Origin of the sequence: Pseudoflavonifractor sp. An184, from assembly GCF_002160305.1 — a bacterium.
Lineage (GTDB): Bacteria > Bacillota > Clostridia > Oscillospirales > Oscillospiraceae > Lawsonibacter > Lawsonibacter pullicola.
In genome coordinates this window covers 1-16,166 of record NZ_NFKI01000020.1, presented here as the reverse complement: position 1 = coordinate 16,166, position 16,166 = coordinate 1, and the positions used below count along the sequence as shown (strand labels likewise).

The 16,166-nt window shown below is 63.3% G+C and carries 12 protein-coding genes; 5 read left to right on the top strand and 7 right to left on the bottom strand.

The window, feature by feature from the left end:
• Complete coding sequence (locus tag B5F19_RS08395; protein WP_087289657.1) at positions 1 to 915, bottom strand: ketopantoate reductase family protein; 915 nt, start codon at positions 913 to 915, stop codon at positions 1 to 3.
• A 161-nt stretch (positions 916 to 1,076) separates the two neighbouring features.
• On the opposite strand from B5F19_RS08395, the gene B5F19_RS08390 reads away from it, so the two are divergent.
• The gene (locus B5F19_RS08390) at positions 1,077 to 1,535 is read left to right on the top strand and encodes a MarR family transcriptional regulator (RefSeq protein ID WP_087289656.1); all 459 of its coding nucleotides are present in this window, start codon (positions 1,077 to 1,079) and stop codon (positions 1,533 to 1,535) included.
• 7 nt (positions 1,536 to 1,542) lie between these two features.
• Positions 1,543 to 2,889 (top strand): MATE family efflux transporter, encoded by a 1,347-nt coding sequence (locus tag B5F19_RS08385; RefSeq protein ID WP_087289655.1) that lies wholly within the window; start codon positions 1,543 to 1,545, stop codon positions 2,887 to 2,889.
• Between the two features lie 44 nt (positions 2,890 to 2,933).
• On the opposite strand, the gene B5F19_RS08380 is transcribed toward B5F19_RS08385, so the two are convergent.
• Complete coding sequence (locus B5F19_RS08380) at positions 2,934 to 4,457, bottom strand: copper amine oxidase N-terminal domain-containing protein (RefSeq protein ID WP_087289654.1); 1,524 nt, start codon at positions 4,455 to 4,457, stop codon at positions 2,934 to 2,936.
• Positions 4,438 to 4,998, bottom strand: a complete 561-nt coding sequence (locus tag B5F19_RS08375; protein WP_087289653.1) for a sigma-70 family RNA polymerase sigma factor — start codon at positions 4,996 to 4,998, stop codon at positions 4,438 to 4,440. The genes B5F19_RS08380 and B5F19_RS08375 overlap by 20 nt, the downstream gene beginning before the upstream one ends.
• 206 nt (positions 4,999 to 5,204) lie before the next feature.
• Here B5F19_RS08375 and B5F19_RS08370 point away from each other — a divergent pair, with 206 nt between their 5' ends.
• From B5F19_RS08370 to ftsH, 3 genes are all read left to right on the top strand, one after another.
• Positions 5,205 to 5,609, top strand: coding sequence for a ribonuclease Z (locus B5F19_RS08370; protein WP_140394190.1), 405 nt, complete (start codon positions 5,205 to 5,207; stop codon positions 5,607 to 5,609).
• Positions 5,606 to 6,517: a DNA/RNA non-specific endonuclease gene (locus B5F19_RS08365; RefSeq protein WP_087289651.1), complete on the top strand. Its 912-nt coding sequence runs from the start codon at positions 5,606 to 5,608 to the stop codon at positions 6,515 to 6,517. The genes B5F19_RS08370 and B5F19_RS08365 overlap by 4 nt, the downstream gene beginning before the upstream one ends.
• Before the next feature lie 276 nt (positions 6,518 to 6,793).
• Positions 6,794 to 9,091, top strand: a complete 2,298-nt coding sequence (ftsH, locus tag B5F19_RS08360) for an ATP-dependent zinc metalloprotease FtsH (protein ID WP_087289650.1) — start codon at positions 6,794 to 6,796, stop codon at positions 9,089 to 9,091.
• Between the two features lie 1,052 nt (positions 9,092 to 10,143).
• On the opposite strand, the gene B5F19_RS08355 is transcribed toward ftsH, so the two are convergent.
• From B5F19_RS08355 to B5F19_RS08340, 4 genes are all read right to left on the bottom strand, one after another.
• Entirely contained in the window at positions 10,144 to 11,583 is a 1,440-nt protein-coding gene (locus B5F19_RS08355; protein ID WP_087289649.1) for a 4-alpha-glucanotransferase, read from the bottom strand.
• 113 nt (positions 11,584 to 11,696) lie between these two features.
• Complete coding sequence (locus tag B5F19_RS08350) at positions 11,697 to 11,984, bottom strand: DUF1294 domain-containing protein (RefSeq protein WP_087289648.1); 288 nt, start codon at positions 11,982 to 11,984, stop codon at positions 11,697 to 11,699.
• Positions 11,985 to 12,108: 124 nt separating this feature from the next.
• Entirely contained in the window at positions 12,109 to 14,997 is a 2,889-nt protein-coding gene (locus B5F19_RS08345; RefSeq protein ID WP_087289647.1) for a M56 family metallopeptidase, read from the bottom strand.
• The gene (locus B5F19_RS08340) at positions 14,998 to 15,381 is read right to left on the bottom strand and encodes a BlaI/MecI/CopY family transcriptional regulator (RefSeq protein ID WP_087289646.1); all 384 of its coding nucleotides are present in this window, start codon (positions 15,379 to 15,381) and stop codon (positions 14,998 to 15,000) included.
• Between the last annotated feature and the right edge of the window lie 785 nt (positions 15,382 to 16,166).

Below are 16,166 nucleotides of genomic sequence, written 5' to 3'. Positions count from 1 at the left end.
TTACTCCTCCAAGTTGAAGCCCAGCTTGGCGGCCACCCTGTCGTACATGGGGGTGGGGACGTGGTACTTCCGGCCCAGGCGGACCACCTCAAAGATGAGCCCGTCCACCTCGGAGGGTTTTCCCGCGTCCAGGTCCCGCTTCAGGGAGGTGGAGGCGTCCGGGTCCAGGGCGTCCTGGATGGCCAGATTCCGGGCCACCGGGTCCTCGGGGAAGGGGAAGCCCATGGCCTGGGCCAGGGCCCCGACCTCCGCCACCAGCGCCTTAAAGTCCTCCCGGGGCTGCCCCGGCGCCTGCATGCCCCCCACCTGGATGTTGTGGTAGATGCCGCAGGCCGCCATGGGGGACACCACCGAGAACTTCATCAGCGCGTCCCGCTGGATGTTTTGGGACAAAATGCCCTCGATTCCGCAGTCGTTCAGGTCCCGGGCGGCCTCCTCCAGCTCCGGGCGGTACTCCTCCGGCGTGCGGGGGCCGAACACCACCCGGAAGATGTCTCCGCTCATGTGGACGGTGCCGGGGGCCTTGATCTCGGCGGCGATGTAGATGCACCCGTCGGTGACCAGGGCGGGGGAGAGCTCCGGCTGGAGCCGGGCGCCGGTGCCGTAGATGTTCAGCAGGGGAATGACGATGGTGTGCCCGTCCGAGAGCCGCTTCAGGGTGGGGAGGGTCCCCTCCAGGGAGTAGCCCTTCACGCACACAAAGATCACGTCCGGCTTGTCGGTCACCTGCTCCTGCTCACAGGCCCGCACCGGGACGGCGAAGGCGCCGTGGCCGGTCTCCAGCACCAGTCCGTTTTTCTGAATGGCCTCCAGGTGGGCGCCCCGGGCGATGAGGGACACGTCCTTTCCACCCTGGGCCAGGAAGGCGGCCAGACAGCCCCCGATGCCCCCGGCCCCATAGATCAAATACTTCATGGATACGCGCTCCTTGCCAATGTCAGTTTCTGCCTCCCAGTATAGCACGGGAGGCGGGGAGGGCGCAACCGGTTTGAAAATCCCTCTTGACTTTAATCCGAATCCGTACTATAATCCTGTACTGGTACGAATCCGAATTATCTGTCTGAGGAGGGATGGCGATGGAATCCAGCCGGTCGTTTTTGGACCGCTTTTACGTCTGCTGCAACAAGATAGACGGCCTGTACTATCTGGCGGCCCGCCGCCTGGGGGTGAAGGAGAACGCCCTCTCGCTGCTGTACACCCTGGACAACGGCCCGCCCTGTTCCCAGAAGCAGCTGGCTGAGGAGCTTCTGATCCCAAAGACCACCATCAACACCATTGTCAAGGAGTACACAGACGCGGGCTACCTCTCTCTGGTCCCCAGCGGGCACTCCCGGGAGAAAAACATCACCCTCACCGCCGCCGGGCGGGCCTATGCCCAAAAGGTGCTCCGGCCCATCTATCAGGCGGAGGAGCGGGCCATATCCCGCACCCTGGGGGAGTACTCCTCGGAATTTGTAAAGGCCGTTGAGGTGCTGACCCGGAACATGACCCAGGAATTTCAACGGGAAATTTTTGATCGAACGGAGTTGAAATAGACGCAATATGGACCACAACACGCTATTTGCCAAAACCCCGCCCGGCAAACTCTTTGTGCTCGCGGCCCTGCCGGGGGCCATCGGCATGCTGGCCTCCGCCCTCTATCAGCTCATTGACGGCATTCTGGTGGGCCAGGTGCTGGGGGACACCGCCTTCGCCGCCATCAACCTGGCCATGCCCTTTGTCATCATCAACTTTGCCCTGGCCGACCTCATCGGCGTGGGCTCCGCCGTGCCCATCTCGGTGCGGCTGGGTCAGAAGGAGGAGAAGGCGGCCAACAATATTTTTACCTGCGCCTGTCTGATGATCGTGGGGACGGGGGCCCTCATCGGGGCGGTGCTGTTCTTCGCCGCACCCCTCCTCTTTCAGCTGCTGGGGGCGGAGCCGGAGCTGGCCGCGCTGGCGGTGCAGTACCTGCGGGTGTACGCCCTGCTCTCCCCCCTTACCACCATTATCTTTGCCTCGGACAACTATCTGCGCATCTGCGGCAAGATCCGCATGAGCATGTGGCTGAACATCCTCATGTCCATTCTCACCGCCGTGCTGGAGTTTTTCCTGCTGGCGGTGCTGAAATGGGGCATCTGGGCGGCGGCCCTGGCCTCCTCCCTGGGCATGATCGCCTGCGTGGCCATCGCCCTGTACCCCTTTGCCCGGGGGAAGCTGCAGCTGAAGTTCTGCCGGCCCAGATTCTCCGTGCCCATGGTGAAGCAGATCGTGGCCTGCGGCAGCCCCAACTTCCTGAACAATATCTCCGGCCGTGTCACCTCCATCATCATGAACGCGGTGCTGCTGCGGGTGGGGGGACAGAACGCCGTGTCCATTTACGGCATCCTCATGTATGTGGACGGCCTCATTCAGCCCCTCATGTACGGCTGCTGCGACTCCCTCCAGCCCGCCGTCAGCTACAACTGGGGGGCGGGCAGCAAGGGCCGCATCCTGGCCATTGAGAAGTACTGCTTCTCCGCCGCCGCCGTCATCTCTCTGCTGTCCGCGGTGGTCATGTTCCTGTTCCCCGATCAGATCACCGCCCTGTTCCTGTCCGGGATGGACGAGGGCTTCCTGGCCACCGCCCGGCTGGCCATCCAGCTGTTTGCCTTCACCTATGTGACCCGGTGGTTCTCCTTCGCCTGTCAGAGCTTTATGACCGCCCTGGAGCGGGCGGGGGAGGCCTCCCTCATCTCCATCTCCACCGCCCTGATCTTCCCGGTTCTGCTGCTGGCCGCCCTGTCCCCCTTCGGGCTCACCGGCATCTGGCTGAACTTCGCGGGGAGCTCTCTGCTGGCGGGGATTCTGGCCGGGCTCCTGCTCCTGCGCTTCTGGAAGAAGCACTGGAAAACCGCCTCCGCCACATAAAACTGCCCCCGGGCCAGCGGCCCGGGGGCTTCGTCTGTATACAGTTAGGGGAGGACCACTAACCGGTCGGGGTCTTGGTTGACTTGACCGTCCACATGGAGATAGCTGATACTGACGTCCCATGTATCTCCGATAGCGCTCCAGTTGTAGAACAAGTAGGTGGGGGCAAGGAGCATCCCGTCCTCCCGCGCGATGGGCAGGGGAACATCATCGATCCAATCCTGGAGTTCCTCGTCCCATATGCTGCCGGTCAGCTCAACGGGTTTCCCGTTCACCAGGACTTGGCTGCTGCCCACAGTCATCTGAATAGTCACGTCCCGGTAGGTGGCGGTGGCAGTCTGGGTGTCCTCATCCCAGATATACTCCGCCCCCAGGCCCCGGCACAAGGCCTCCACATCGGTGCACCACGGCCCGTTCTCGTCGTACCGGGGGACATAGAAGGGGTAGAAGCGTTGGCTCTCATCCGCAAGGGTGGGCTCGGAGCCATCCAGGGGAAATTCTGTGTCCCCGAAAATGATGGCCTCCACCTCGCTCACGTCGGAGAACCGCACCTTGTGGAACTCCACTCCGTAGGCAAATTCTCCGTCATCCCAGCCATTTTTTCCTCCGCTAGGAAGACCGTGCAGCTGGGATGAGGTAATCAGGGAGCCGTCCTTCATTTTCAGCACAAAGCGGCCATCCATCACGTCCCAGCCCGTATCCGTTTTCATCTCCCCCACGGTCTGGATTTCATAGTACAGCTGGGTGGGGGTGAGGGTGACCTCGGTCAAAATGGCCCGTTGATCCGTAAGGGGATTGAACAAAAATTCCTGGTTTGGTTCCAGATGTGCGGAGCCCACCACGGTATCCAGGGGGATTTCCACGGAATACTCCCGGCCCATGAAGCCCACCCACAGCTCCAGGGGAGTATCCATGGCTCCCATCCACTCCCGGAAGCCCACATCCACCTTCAAGCAGCGGGCAGTCTGCGTGCTGGAGATTTGATTGGCGCCCATGCTGCCGCCGTTGTATACACCGGCGGTCTCGACAACTTCCCGCTGGTTGCACATAATGGTGTCCGGCCCGGTGCCGCCTGTCTCCATCAGGTGCTCCGCCATCTCGTCCCCCCACATCTCCCGGTGGAACTCCCCGTCGGAGCGGCTGTGCATCAAATCGTCCACCGCTTCCTCATTCAGGCCTTCAATGGTGACGGTGGCGTACACGTTCATACCGTCGTAGTAGGCGCTGTCCACGGTAAAGCGGAAGTCCTCGTTTTCCGCACTGCCCAGTTCCGTCTGGACATAGGGCTCCAGTCCGCTGGTGTCCCCTTTAAAAAACACATCCAGAAGACCCAGATGGTTCCCCACCGCCACCGCCGACCCGGTGAGCACCACCAGGGCGGCCGCCAGGGACAGCAATAGTTTCTTCTTGTGCATGGGTCTCCTCCTTCTGGTCTGGCTGGCCGGGAGTTCCGGCTCCTCCGCCTTAATCTGGTCCATCACCCGGTCCATGACCCGGTCCAGGCCGGGCTCCGGGTACTGGGGGGACAGCTCCAGGTCCTCCCACAGCTCATGGATGTGACTGCGCATCCAGCATCCCTCCTTCCTGGGTCAGACGCTCCTTCAGCTTCCTGCGCCCCCGGCACAGCCGGGACCGGGCGGTGGACGGGCGCATCTTCAGGTCCCGGCACACCTGGTCCAGCGGCTCCTCCTCATAGTAGTACCGGAGAAACAATGTGCGGTCGGGCTCCTCCATGTCCTCCACCAGGGCCCGCAGCCGCTCCTCCGCCTCCCGCCGCTCCGCCTGCTCCTCCGGGCCGGGGGCGGGGTCGGGGAGGCCGTCGGGCACCGGGTGGGTCTCCCTTTTCCGGCGGAGAAAGTCCACCGCCCGGTTCCGGGCCACCGCCGCCAGCCAGGATTTCAGGGACTTCTCCGGGTCCAGCCCCTCCCGGCTCCGCCACAGGGACAGGAACACGTCGGACAGCAGCTCCTCCAGGTCCTCCCGGCTGGCCTGCCCCCGCAGGGTGTTGCCCAGCACCGCCGACGTGTAGCCGGCGTAGACCTCCATGGTCCGGCGCAGGGCGGCGCGCTCTCCGGCCTGAAGCGCCCGGATCAACGCCTGGTCGTCCATCTCGATCCCTCCTTTGTGTCTCTCTGCCCCTATATACGCACCGGGGGAGGGCGGTGCTGCAAACAGATTCCGTTTTTTTGAGCATACCGGTCCCGGACCCTCCCGTCAAGGGGAGGCGGACGAGACCGCCCCAAGAAAACCTTGCCAATCCGCCCCGGGGATGGTATACTGATACCACTCAAACATTTGTACCAGGAGGGATGACCGTGACCCTCGCATTCTGTGTGGACGACCGGGGCGGCCTGTCCTTCAACCGCCGCCGGCAGAGCCGGGACCGGGCGGTGTCCGCCGACCTGCTGACGCAGGCCAGGGAATGCACCCTCTGGGTGGAGCCCTACTCCCGCCCCCTGTTCCCCCAGGAGGCCGGACACATCCGCACGGCGGAGGAGCCCTGGACCCAGGCGGGTCCGGAGGACCTGTGCTTTCTGGAGCTCACCGGCCCAAGCCCCGCCCTGGAGCGGGCGGAGAGGCTCATCCTCTACCGGTGGAACCGGCACTACCCCTCCGACCGGAGGATCGCTCTGCCCCCGGAGGGCTGGACCCTGACCGGCCGGACGGAATTTCCCGGATCTTCCCACGACGTGATTACAAAGGAGATTTACCAGCGATGAAGCGTATCCAGCAAGTTTCCCTGTCCCTGTTTCTGCTCCTGTGCCTGCTCCTGTCCGCCTGCGGGGCTGCGCCCGGGGGGACCCAGACCTCCTTCTCTCTGGAGGACCTGCCGGCCTTCTCCGGCGAGCCCTATGTGGTACTCAGCGACAACCAGCCCGACTTTACCCAGGAGGAGCTGGACCAGGCCGCCCAGGGCTTTGAGGAGTACAGCCCCCTGGACGCCCTGGGCCGGTGCGGCACGGCCTGGGCCAGCGTGGGGCTGGACACCATGCCCACTGAGGACCGGGAGTCCATCAGCAGCGTAAAACCCTCCGGCTGGCAGACCGCCAAGTACGACACCGAGCTGGTGGACGGGGGCTACCTCTACAACCGCTGCCACCTCATCGGGTTCCAGCTCACCGGGGAGAACGCCAACGAGGAGAACCTGATTACCGGCACCCGGTACCTGAATGTGGAGGGGATGCTCCCCTTTGAAAATCTGGTGGCCGACTACGTGAAGGAGACGGGGAACCACGTGCTCTACCGGGTGACCCCGGTGTTCTCCGGCACGGAGCTGGTGGCCCGTGGGGTGGAACTGGAGGCCCTCTCGGTGGAGGACGGCGGCGAGGGCGTGTGCTTCCATGTCTACTGCTACAACAACCAGCCGGGTATTGCCATCGACTACGCCACCGGGGAGAGCTGGCTGGACGGGGAGGAGCCCCAGAGCTCCGGTACCGCCTCCTCCGGCGGGCAGGCCGGCGGGGAGACGGAGCAGCACTACGTGCTCAATACCAACTCGAAAAAATTCCACCTGCCCGACTGCTCCGGGGTGGAGAACATGAACCCCGCCAACCGCCAGGACTACACCGGCTCCCGCCAGTCCCTCCTGGACCAGGGGTACTCCCCCTGCGGGACGTGCAAGCCCTGAGCGGGGGAGCACCCATCAAAATCAGTGCCAACCGGGCCCGGAGAGGAGCTGTTTTGCCCCTCTCCGGGCCCCACTGTCCCTGCACAAAGGTACGCCCAATCGTTTACCCCTTCACTTTCACAGAAAGTTTACAGCCCGATTTCTTGTTTTTAAAGGGATAGTGTGTTATAGTATAAAAGACTTGGACCCGCCCGCAAAGACGCGGCGGCACAGGGATTTTCCCGTGCCCGGGTCCATGGAATTTCTGTTTTGCAGATTTGACGGAGGTATTCTCCCTTGAAGCCAGACAAAAGAAACAACAACAATCCCAACAGAGGAGGCGGCAGCAACAACCGGCGCAACGCGTTCGGACTGGTGAGCATTGTCCTGTGGGCCCTGTTCCTGACGCTGCTGTTCCGGGGCTGCATGTCCTCCTATGAGAACGCCAACACCATCACGGTCCCTTACAACGCCTTTCGGGAGTGGCTGGTGGAGGACAAGATTCAAACTGTACTGATTGAAAGCAGTCAGATCACCTTTACCCTGAAGGAGGGCGTGGAGGTGGAGCTGCCCCAGAGTGAACAGTCCGACACCAGCAGCCAGACTCAGGAGCTGATGCAGTCTCTCATCCCCACCCGCCAGCAGGACCCCAGTGAGCCCGTCCAGTATGTGACCATTCGCCCGGACAGCCTCACGGACGATAGTCTGAATGACCTGCTGGACGAGCACCTGAACTATCAGGACGGCGAGTCCTACTATTCTCAGCCGGTGGACAGCTCGCTGTACCTGCTGAACCTGTTCCTGGCCTATGTGCTGCCCGTTCTCATTATGGTGGGCCTGTTCTGGTTCCTGTTCCGGGGCGTGGGCGGCAAGGGCGGCATCGGCGGCATGGGCAACCTGGGCAAGTCCAACGCCAAGGTCTACGTGGAGAAAAAGACCGGCGTCACCTTCCTGGACGTGGCCGGTCAGGACGAGGCCAAGGAGTCCCTCCAGGAGATCATCGACATCCTGCACAACCCCCAGAAGTACACCGAGATCGGCGCCAAGCTGCCCAAGGGCGCTCTGCTGGTGGGCCCGCCGGGCACCGGCAAGACCCTGCTGGCCAAGGCGGTGGCCGGAGAGGCGGGAGTGCCCTTCTTCTCCATCAGCGGCTCCGATTTCGTGGAGATGTTCGTGGGCATGGGCGCGGCCCGGGTCCGGGATCTGTTCAAAGAGGCCGCCAAGATGGCCCCCTGCATCATCTTCATCGACGAGATCGATACCATCGGCAAGTCCCGCGACAACCGCATGGGCGGCAACGACGAGCGGGAGCAGACCCTGAACCAGCTGCTGGCCGAGCTGGACGGCTTTGACCCCGGCAAGGGCATCATCGTCCTGGGCGCCACCAACCGGCCCGAGGTGCTGGACAAGGCCCTGCTGCGGCCCGGCCGCTTCGACCGGCGCATCACCATCGACCGGCCCAACCTGGCCGGCCGCCTGGCCACCCTCCAGGTGCACACCCGGAAGATCAAGCTGTCCGAGGACGTGGACCTGAAGAAGATCGCCCTGGCCACCGCCGGGTGCGTGGGCGCCGACCTGGCCAACCTGGTGAACGAGGCCGCCCTCCGGGCGGTGCGCCACGGCCGGAGGCTGGTGACCCAGGAGGACCTGCTGGCCTCCTTCGAGTTCGTCATCGCCGGCAGCGAGAAGAAAAATTCCGTGCTCACCGAGTTCGAGAAGAAGCTGGTGGCCTATCACGAGGTGGGCCACGCCATGGTGGCCTACAAGCAGAAAAACGCCGAGCCGGTGCAAAAGATCACCATTGTCCCCCACACCGAGGGCTCTCTGGGCTACACCCTGCTCATGCCCGAGGAGGACAAGACCAACCTGCGCACCAAGGAAGAGCTCATGGCCAAGATCACCGTCTCCATGGGCGGCCGGGCCGCCGAGGAGGTGGTCATGCACACCATGACCAACGGCGCCTCCCAGGATATCCAGGAGGCCACCAACATCGCCCGGAACATGGTTGCCATGTTCGGCATGAGCGACGAGTTCGGCATGATGGCCCTGGGCTCCATCCGCAACCAGTATCTGGACGGCGGCTACGGCCTGGACTGCGCCCAGGAGACGGCGGCCATCATGGACAAGGAGGTCAAGGTCATCCTGGACCAGTGCTACAAGGACGCTGTGGCCCTCATCCAGGACAACCTGGAGGACATGCACAAGGTGGTGGCCTACCTCCTGGAGAAGGAGACCATCACCGGCGGCGAGATGGTGGCCATCATCGAGGGCCGGGACCCCGCCCTGGTGGAGGACGCCTACGCCTCCACCCGGCAGTCGGAGAAAAAGAAGCCGCTGCCCGGGGATATCGAGCCCCCCGCCAAGAACATCCACATCGTCAGCGAGGAGATCAAGCCCCCCGTTCCCCTGGGAGAGGGGGAGGAGCATGCTCCCGACGGCTCTCAGCCGGAGGGCGGACAGCCCGCCGCTGAGGAGCAGCCGGACGAGGGACAGCCGGAGCCGGACGCTGCGGAGGAGAACGCCCCCCCGACAGCGGAGGACGCCCCCAGACCGGAGGACAGTCAGCCCTCCGACGAGGACGAGAGTAAAGAATAAGCGAATTAAAAACCGCGCCGTGGAGCTCTTCTGAGTTCCACGGCGTGGTTTTTTTGCGGATCAAACGCGGCGGGGACAAGTACAGCGGGCGGCCACATGGGGCCGCCCATACAGTTTTTCGGGGGTGAATTTGAGCCCTGGGCGGGCGGGTGAGGACACCCGCCCCTACGGCGAAACTGAAAGCGGTTCCTTCTTTTTCGTAGGGGGCGGACACCGGCCGGCCCGCGGGCGGCCCAGGTGTGCCGCCCCTACGGACCTCATCCGCCTCGCTTCGCTCGGCACCTTCCCCTAAAGGGGAAGGCTGAGGGCGACCGCAAGGGTCGCCCCTACGGCGGTATGCGCACTGGGAGCGTTTGCTCGGTAAAGCCAGGCGCGGAACAGAAACCGCACAGACTGAAATTTTGGGGAAGCCAGGGCCCAGTGGCCCGGGAGGAAACGCAAATCGCCACTCAAATTTTGCGCGCCGGAAATTTTACACAACCTTGCAGGTACGCCTCCCCCGTAATGGGGGACCGGGGGCCGACTCCCCTTGTCAAGGGGAGATGGCCGAAGGCCAGAGGGGATAGGGAGGGCGAATATGGACACGGAGTGTCCATCCTGAGCCGTCCCCCGGCGATCCTTTGGTTTCTTTCCCATCGCTGGGAAAGAAACTCGCCGCCCGCAGGCGGCGAAATCTCCCCGCCAAAACAGCAACTCTCTGCCGGGGCGGCGAAATCCCCTGCGAGAACCTCCAGGAGTGGCGCGTCTGGGAGACCGCGCCCTACGGAAGAGGCAAAAATCTCTGGGGGCGGCGGGGGCAAGCCCCCGCCATACAGTATTCTTCTAACGATGCCAGCTCCTCAGACTGTCCCCTCATCTGCCCCCTTCAGGGGTACCTGGCCCTATCCCCTCTATCTCCCCCTTGACAAGGGGAGTCGGCCCTCAAGGGGAAGGCTTTAGAAGTGCAGACGGCGAAAACCTCCGGCGAACGGCGAGACTTTTAGAACTGCAAGAGGCGAAACGAAGTTTCGCAGAAAATTTCTTTGCCTACTTTCTTTTTCAAAGAAAGTAGGTTACAGGCAGCGGCGGTAGGTGCGGGTGATTTCCCGCAGCTTGCCGGACACATAGGGGTTCAGGGCATCGGCGCGCACCCGCCAGGACCAGTTGTGATCCCCCACAGTGCCGGGGGTGTTCATCCGGGCGTCTCCGCCCAGGCCCAGCACGTCCTGGAGGGGGGCGATGGCCAGGTAGCTCCCGGAGGCCCAGGCCCCGGAGATGACCCCCCAGCCCAGCCCCTCGTCCTCCCGCAGGCGCAGGTAGCGGCGGGCGAAGCCGGACTCCTCCGGCCAGGCCTCGTTGAGGAACTGGACAAAGGTCTGGGTGTCGTGGGTGCCGGTGTAGACCACCGAGAAGGGCTGGCAGTTGTGGGGCAGATAGGCGCTCTCCCCGTTGGGGTCGAAGGCAAAAACCATCACCTTCATACCGGGGATGCCGCAGCTGCGGACAAACTCCAGGGCGTCCAGGTCCAGGTTGCCCAGGTCCTCGGCGATGAGCTCCAGCTTGGGGGCGGCGGCCTGGAGCAGGTTGAGCAGGGCCATCCCCGGACCCGGCTCCCAGTGGCCCTCCTTGGCGCTCTCCGCCCCGGCGGGCACCGACCAGTAGGTGTGGAAGGCCCGGAAGTGGTCGATGCGGATGGCGTCGTACATACGGGCGCACCACTGGATGCGCTCCTTCCAGAAGGCAAAGACCGCCGGCCGGTTGCCCTCCCAGTCGTAGAGAGGATTGCCCCAGAACTGGCCGTCGGCGGTGAAGGCGTCGGGGGGGACCCCGGCCACCGCAGCCAGGCGGCCGTCCTCATCCAGCTGAAACAGCTCCGGGTGGTAGTACACCTCGGCGCTGTCGGCGGACAGATAGAAGGGGACGTCCCCCATAATGCGGATGTGCTTCTGGTTGGCGTACTCCTTCAAGTGGAACCACTGGCGGTAGAAGGTGTCCTGGAGGAAGGTGTGGAAGGCCACCCGGTCCGGGTCGGGCTTGGCGTCCTCCGGCCACTGGTCCGGGCTGCCCTCATACCGGTCGTGGAGGGCGGCGAACTGGGCGTACTCCCCGATCCAGGGCAGGTGGTGCTCCTCTGGGGCGGTCTCCATGAGGGTGAGGGAGCGCCGGAAGGCCAGCTCCAGCAGGTCCATCCGGGTCTCATGGAGAAAGGCGTAGTCCACCCGGTCGGGGGCGTCCCGGCGGGCGGAGTCCAGCTCCTGCTGGGTGAGCAGGCCCTCCGCCGCCAGCTCGTCCAGGTCGATGAGGAAGGGATTTCCCGCAAAGGCGGAGGGGGACATGTAGGGGGAGTTGCCGTGCCCCGGGGGGACCAGGGGCAGGATCTGCCAGTAGGTCTGGCCGGCCTCGGCCAGAAAATCCACAAAGCGGCGGGCGGGCGCTCCCAGAGAGCCGATGCCATAGGGCCCCGGCAGGGAGGAGACGGCCAGCAGCACGCCGCTGAAACGGGCATCATACATGGGAAACAGTCTCCTTTCAGGGGTTACACACCCGGCTTCGCCGGGCGATATGTTATAGTATAGCAGAAATCACCAAAAAAGCAAGAGAAACTGGCCATCAATTTGTGCTTTTATTAAAATGGAAGCTGCCTTCCCAGAAAAACCCCCAGGAGGATCTGGACCGCCAAAAGGGCGGGCAGGCCGTACCGGAAGTACCAGTGCTTCGTCTTGTGGTGAAACAGGCGCATCCCCAGAATGGCCCCAAGGCTCCCGCCCAGCACCGCCGGGAGAAACAGCGTTTTTTCCGAGATACGCCATTTGTCCCGCCTGGCCCGGCGCTTGTCCAGGCCCATGAGGACAAAGGCGGCGAGATTCACCAGCAGCAGATAGCCCAGCAGCAGCTGGAGCGCTTCTTTGGACATGGCAGTACCTCCTCCGGGACATTTGCCCCAAGACAGAAAAAGACCCCGCTCCGGCCGGCCGCCGGAGCGGGGTTCCGCTGTGTGTTATTGTACCAGTTTTTAGGGGAGAGGGCAAGGGAGTCCTTCACGTCTCGTCAAACCAGGTCTGAAAACTCATAAAATACTGCGGAACGGTTGGCTCATCCACCTGCAGCAGGAAGGTCCATGTGTCGTTCTCCAGCCCGCCACCTTGTGCGCGTGTTCCAGAGAGGGTAAATTCAAATCCCTGGAGGTCCGGCTGGTCGATGGTGCGGGTGACGGAGAAGCTGTCCCAGTCCACCGAGTAGGACTCAATCTCCGGTCCGCAGGGGACATCATCCCGGAAGTACAGGTCCTCTTCATAAAAGAGATAGGGGGCGTCCGGTCCGGAAAACATGGTGTCCAGCCGCCTCTGGGTCAGGCTGGCAGAGAAGCGGGACTGGAATGTGTTCCGGAGATACTCCTCCTGGGTGATCCAGGGGTCGATCACCACCCGACGCCAAGGGGTCTGGGGCACGGTCTCCGCCTGGTATCCAGCTGCCTCCAGCTCCTCCCGGGTAAAGGTGCGCTCCTGGTCCCAGTCGGGGTTTCCCAAGTAGAGCTGTTCCAGAGCATCCGCCTGAGCAAAGGCCGCTATGGCCGCAAGTCGATACTGTTCCTCCTGGGGGATGGCGCTGCATGTATACCAGAACCCCGGGATGGAGGGAACCGAGTTGCTGTAATACACTGCCGCGATGTCGCCGTTTTCCATCAGCAGGTAGGGATAGCCCCCTGTTGCGGCATAATACGGGCGGGATACCCAGCCTTGAGAGTCCACATCGGTCAGCACATCCTCCTCCACCAGGTCCGGGCGGTCTGTCCGCAGGCTGTATACAAAGGAGTAGACCTCATAGTCCCCATAGGCTCCCTCATAGTACAGCGATTCCACCCGGCCCTCCAGACAGGGGTAATCTGCGATGCCCGGCATTCCATCCGCCACCTGTTCCTCCAGCCAGGACTGGGCGGCGGCATAGGCTTCGGCGTTGATTAGGGAAAAACTGTCCAGCAGGTCGGGCACCTGAGCGTAAAATTCCTCATAGCGCTCCAGTGCTCCTGGGATGCTCTCATCCACCGGCAAATCAGTAGGACCAGCGGCATAGAACACATATCCTCCAGTTTCCGCCAAGACCGGCAGACCATAGGGGTTCCCTGCCGCCTCGGTCTCCTCCCACTCCTGGGAGGTACACCGGTAAACGCCCGCCAGCCAGCCGGCGTAGTCCTGGTCCCCTGCGTCCCGCATGTAAAAACTGGCCGCACAGGTCACGTTTTGCATGTTGGGATCGTCCTCCCGAATTTCCACCTGACCCCGCCAGCTTTGGGGCAGGGTCAGAGTGAATCCGTACTCTGAATTCACATAGGGAAGATAGGGAAGCAGGTCGATTTCCCACTCCTGGGTCCCCTGGAAGATATGCATGGTCAGTTCCGTCACGTCCTGGGCGGCCAGCGAGGACAATTCAAAGGAGTAGGTCTCCCCAGGCGTCCAGTCAGTGCCGTCCAGAAAGTGGAGGCTCATTCCCCCCAGCCACTCCACCTCCGCCCGTCCGGCGATATGGATGTTCCACTCCCGGTCCCCCTCGGGGATGGTAAAGCTCACCCGCTCCCCGTCGTAGATGATGCTGGAGCGCAGCTGTTCCAGAGCTGTCTGCGGATCAATGAGAGTCACTGTGCCGAAGGAAAGTCCCATGGAAAAACCCTCCGCCCCCTCATTGAGAGATACGTCCAAGGACAGCGGGTACTCCAACAGAATGTCACGGGGCAGGAAAAAGGAGTAACTCTCCCCGGGAGTCCACTGGGTCTCATTAAAGGACTGGATCACATCTGGGTCTTCTGAAGAAACATTCTGACTCAGCCGGATGTCCCAATCCCGCTCTCCCTCCGGCAGTGTGAAGGAGAGGTTCATACCCTCGGCGTTCAGGGAGAAATCCACACTTTCATTCAGAGCCTCCACCGCCTCCTGGTCAGTCATGGCCGGCCGCCCCTCACAGGCCACCAGCCCGCCCACCAGGGCCAGCACCGCCAAAGCGGCGCAGGCCAGCAGGCGGCCCCGCTTCTTTTTCACAAACAGATTTGCCAGCCGGTCCCGCATGGCCTGTTTGCTCCCGCCGAAACGGCTGGACAGGGTGGGGCCGGGCTTCTCCTCCGCCGTGGACAGGAGGAGCTCCCCGTATTTCCGGCGGAAGGCCGCGTCCCGGCCCGCCGCCACGTCGTCGTCACAGCACAGCTCCAGGTTTTCGCTGGCCGCCCGGCTCATCCACCACACCAGGGGGTTGAACCAGTGGAGCCAGCAGGCGGCCACCAGCAGGGCCTTGTAGGCCAGATCCAGCCGTTTCAGGTGGGTGAGCTCGTGGCACAGCACCACCTCGTCCACCGCCTGGCCCTCCGGCAGCAGGAGCACCGGGCGAATGAGGCCCAGCACCATGGGGGTGCGGACCTGCCCGCTCCGGCGGACCGGGACCGCACGCTTCAAGCCCAGACCGGCCGCCGTCTGCCCTGCCTGCTCCTCCGCCTCCAAGTCGGGCCGGGCGTCTCGCAGCAGCCTCCGGCGGGCCAGCAGATACCCGCCTCCCTGCACCAGGGCCGCCGCCAGCGCGCCAAAGAGCCACAGGGCGGACAGCAAAGCGGTGACGGGGATGGTTCGGACCGCCGAAACCGCCGCAGGGGCCGTCTGGCCGGCCTCAGCCGCAGATTCCTCCGTTGGGAGCGCAGTGGGCAGATTGGCGGATGGCGCGCGAGCTGGGAGAGACACCTGATAGCTGGGGGCCTCCACCGTCACCGCCGGTTCGGGCAGAGAGAGGTCCACCGGGATCACCAGACGCAGGGCCAGAATGAGCCAGACCACGTACAATGCCCTGGCCCGCACATGCTGCCGCAGCCAGCCCTTTCCCACCAGCAGGGGGATCAGCACCGCCGAGCAGGTCAGAGAGATCCAGCCCACCCGCAGAAACAGCGCCTCCATTTACTGTCCCTCCTTTCCCTCCAGCTCCTCCAGATAGGCCCGCAGCTCCTCCACATCCGACTTGTCCAGCGCGCCCCCGTCGTGGAGGGCGGCGGCAAATCGTTTCAGGGAGCCCTCGTACAGCTTGCCCAGGATGGTCTTTCCCTCCTGGCGCTGGTACGCCTCCCGGCTCACCAGAGGGGTGTACCGGTTGGTCTTGCCCTCCTTGGTGCAGGCGAGGTAGCCCTTGTCCTCCAGCCGTTTCAGATAGCTGTGCAGCGCGCTGGCGGTGAGGGGGCGCTCCAGCCGCTCCAGAATAGCCGGAGCGGCGGCCTGGTCCCCCAGGTCCCAGATGACCAGCATGATGTCCAGCTCCGATTCGGGCAGACGGGGGTAGTCCTTCATAGCAGTCGCCTCCAAACTTTTGCATTTGCAGAACTCCTAAGAATATTCTACATTTGCAGAAATTTGTTGTCAAGAGGAAACATGCTTTTCCGGCGGAGAAAAACACAGCCGCCCGTTGGGCGGCTGTGCCTGACCCCTGCGAAATATCTGGAACCTTTTGAAGATACGGTAGGGGAGGGGCTTGCCCCTCCCGCCGGTAATAGGAAATCTTCCGTGAACAGGCGGGCCGCCGAGCCGTCGGCCCCTACGAAATGCATGAGGGTTTCTGGTATGCCGTAGGGGCGGCACACCGGGCCGCCCGTCACCGATTTCTCCTCCGGCGCTGTGCTTGGTCCCTACAAAATATGTGGAACCTTTTGAAGATACGGTAGGGGAGGGGCTTGCCCCTCCCGCCGGTAATGGGAAATCTTCCGTGAACAGGCGGGCCGCCGAGCCGTCGGCCCCTACGGAATACACGAGGGTTCCTGGTATGCCGTAGGGGCGGCACACCGGGCCGCCCGTCACCGATTTCTCCTCCGGCACGGTGTGAAGGGGCAGGAAAAAACACAGCCGCCCAACGGGCGGCTGTGCTGCAAAATTGGAGAACTTACTTCAGGTTGAAGAAAGCGTTCATGCCGGGATACTCGGCCACGTCGCCCAGCCTCCCATTGTGTGCGATGGCACACAATGGGGGCCTGGTTATTTAAAATGCTCGGGCGAAGTGAATTCGCCCTGCGCCAAGGTTTTCGCCTGCGGCGAAAACGCTTGTACGCGCCTTCCGGCGCCGCCCCTTCGTCGTCACAAAG

Coding starts and splice junctions, on each gene's coding strand:
- B5F19_RS08395 (WP_087289657.1), bottom strand. CDS start 915: ATGAAGTATTTGATCTATGGGGCCGGGGGCATCGGGGGCTGTCTGGCC.
- B5F19_RS08390 (WP_087289656.1), top strand. CDS start 1,077: ATGGAATCCAGCCGGTCGTTTTTGGACCGCTTTTACGTCTGCTGCAAC.
- B5F19_RS08385 (WP_087289655.1), top strand. CDS start 1,543: ATGGACCACAACACGCTATTTGCCAAAACCCCGCCCGGCAAACTCTTT.
- B5F19_RS08380 (WP_087289654.1), bottom strand. CDS start 4,457: ATGCGCAGTCACATCCATGAGCTGTGGGAGGACCTGGAGCTGTCCCCC.
- B5F19_RS08375 (WP_087289653.1), bottom strand. CDS start 4,998: ATGGACGACCAGGCGTTGATCCGGGCGCTTCAGGCCGGAGAGCGCGCC.
- B5F19_RS08365 (WP_087289651.1), top strand. CDS start 5,606: ATGAAGCGTATCCAGCAAGTTTCCCTGTCCCTGTTTCTGCTCCTGTGC.
- B5F19_RS08355 (WP_087289649.1), bottom strand. CDS start 11,583: ATGTATGATGCCCGTTTCAGCGGCGTGCTGCTGGCCGTCTCCTCCCTG.
- B5F19_RS08350 (WP_087289648.1), bottom strand. CDS start 11,984: ATGTCCAAAGAAGCGCTCCAGCTGCTGCTGGGCTATCTGCTGCTGGTG.
- B5F19_RS08345 (WP_087289647.1), bottom strand. CDS start 14,997: ATGGAGGCGCTGTTTCTGCGGGTGGGCTGGATCTCTCTGACCTGCTCG.
- B5F19_RS08340 (WP_087289646.1), bottom strand. CDS start 15,381: ATGAAGGACTACCCCCGTCTGCCCGAATCGGAGCTGGACATCATGCTG.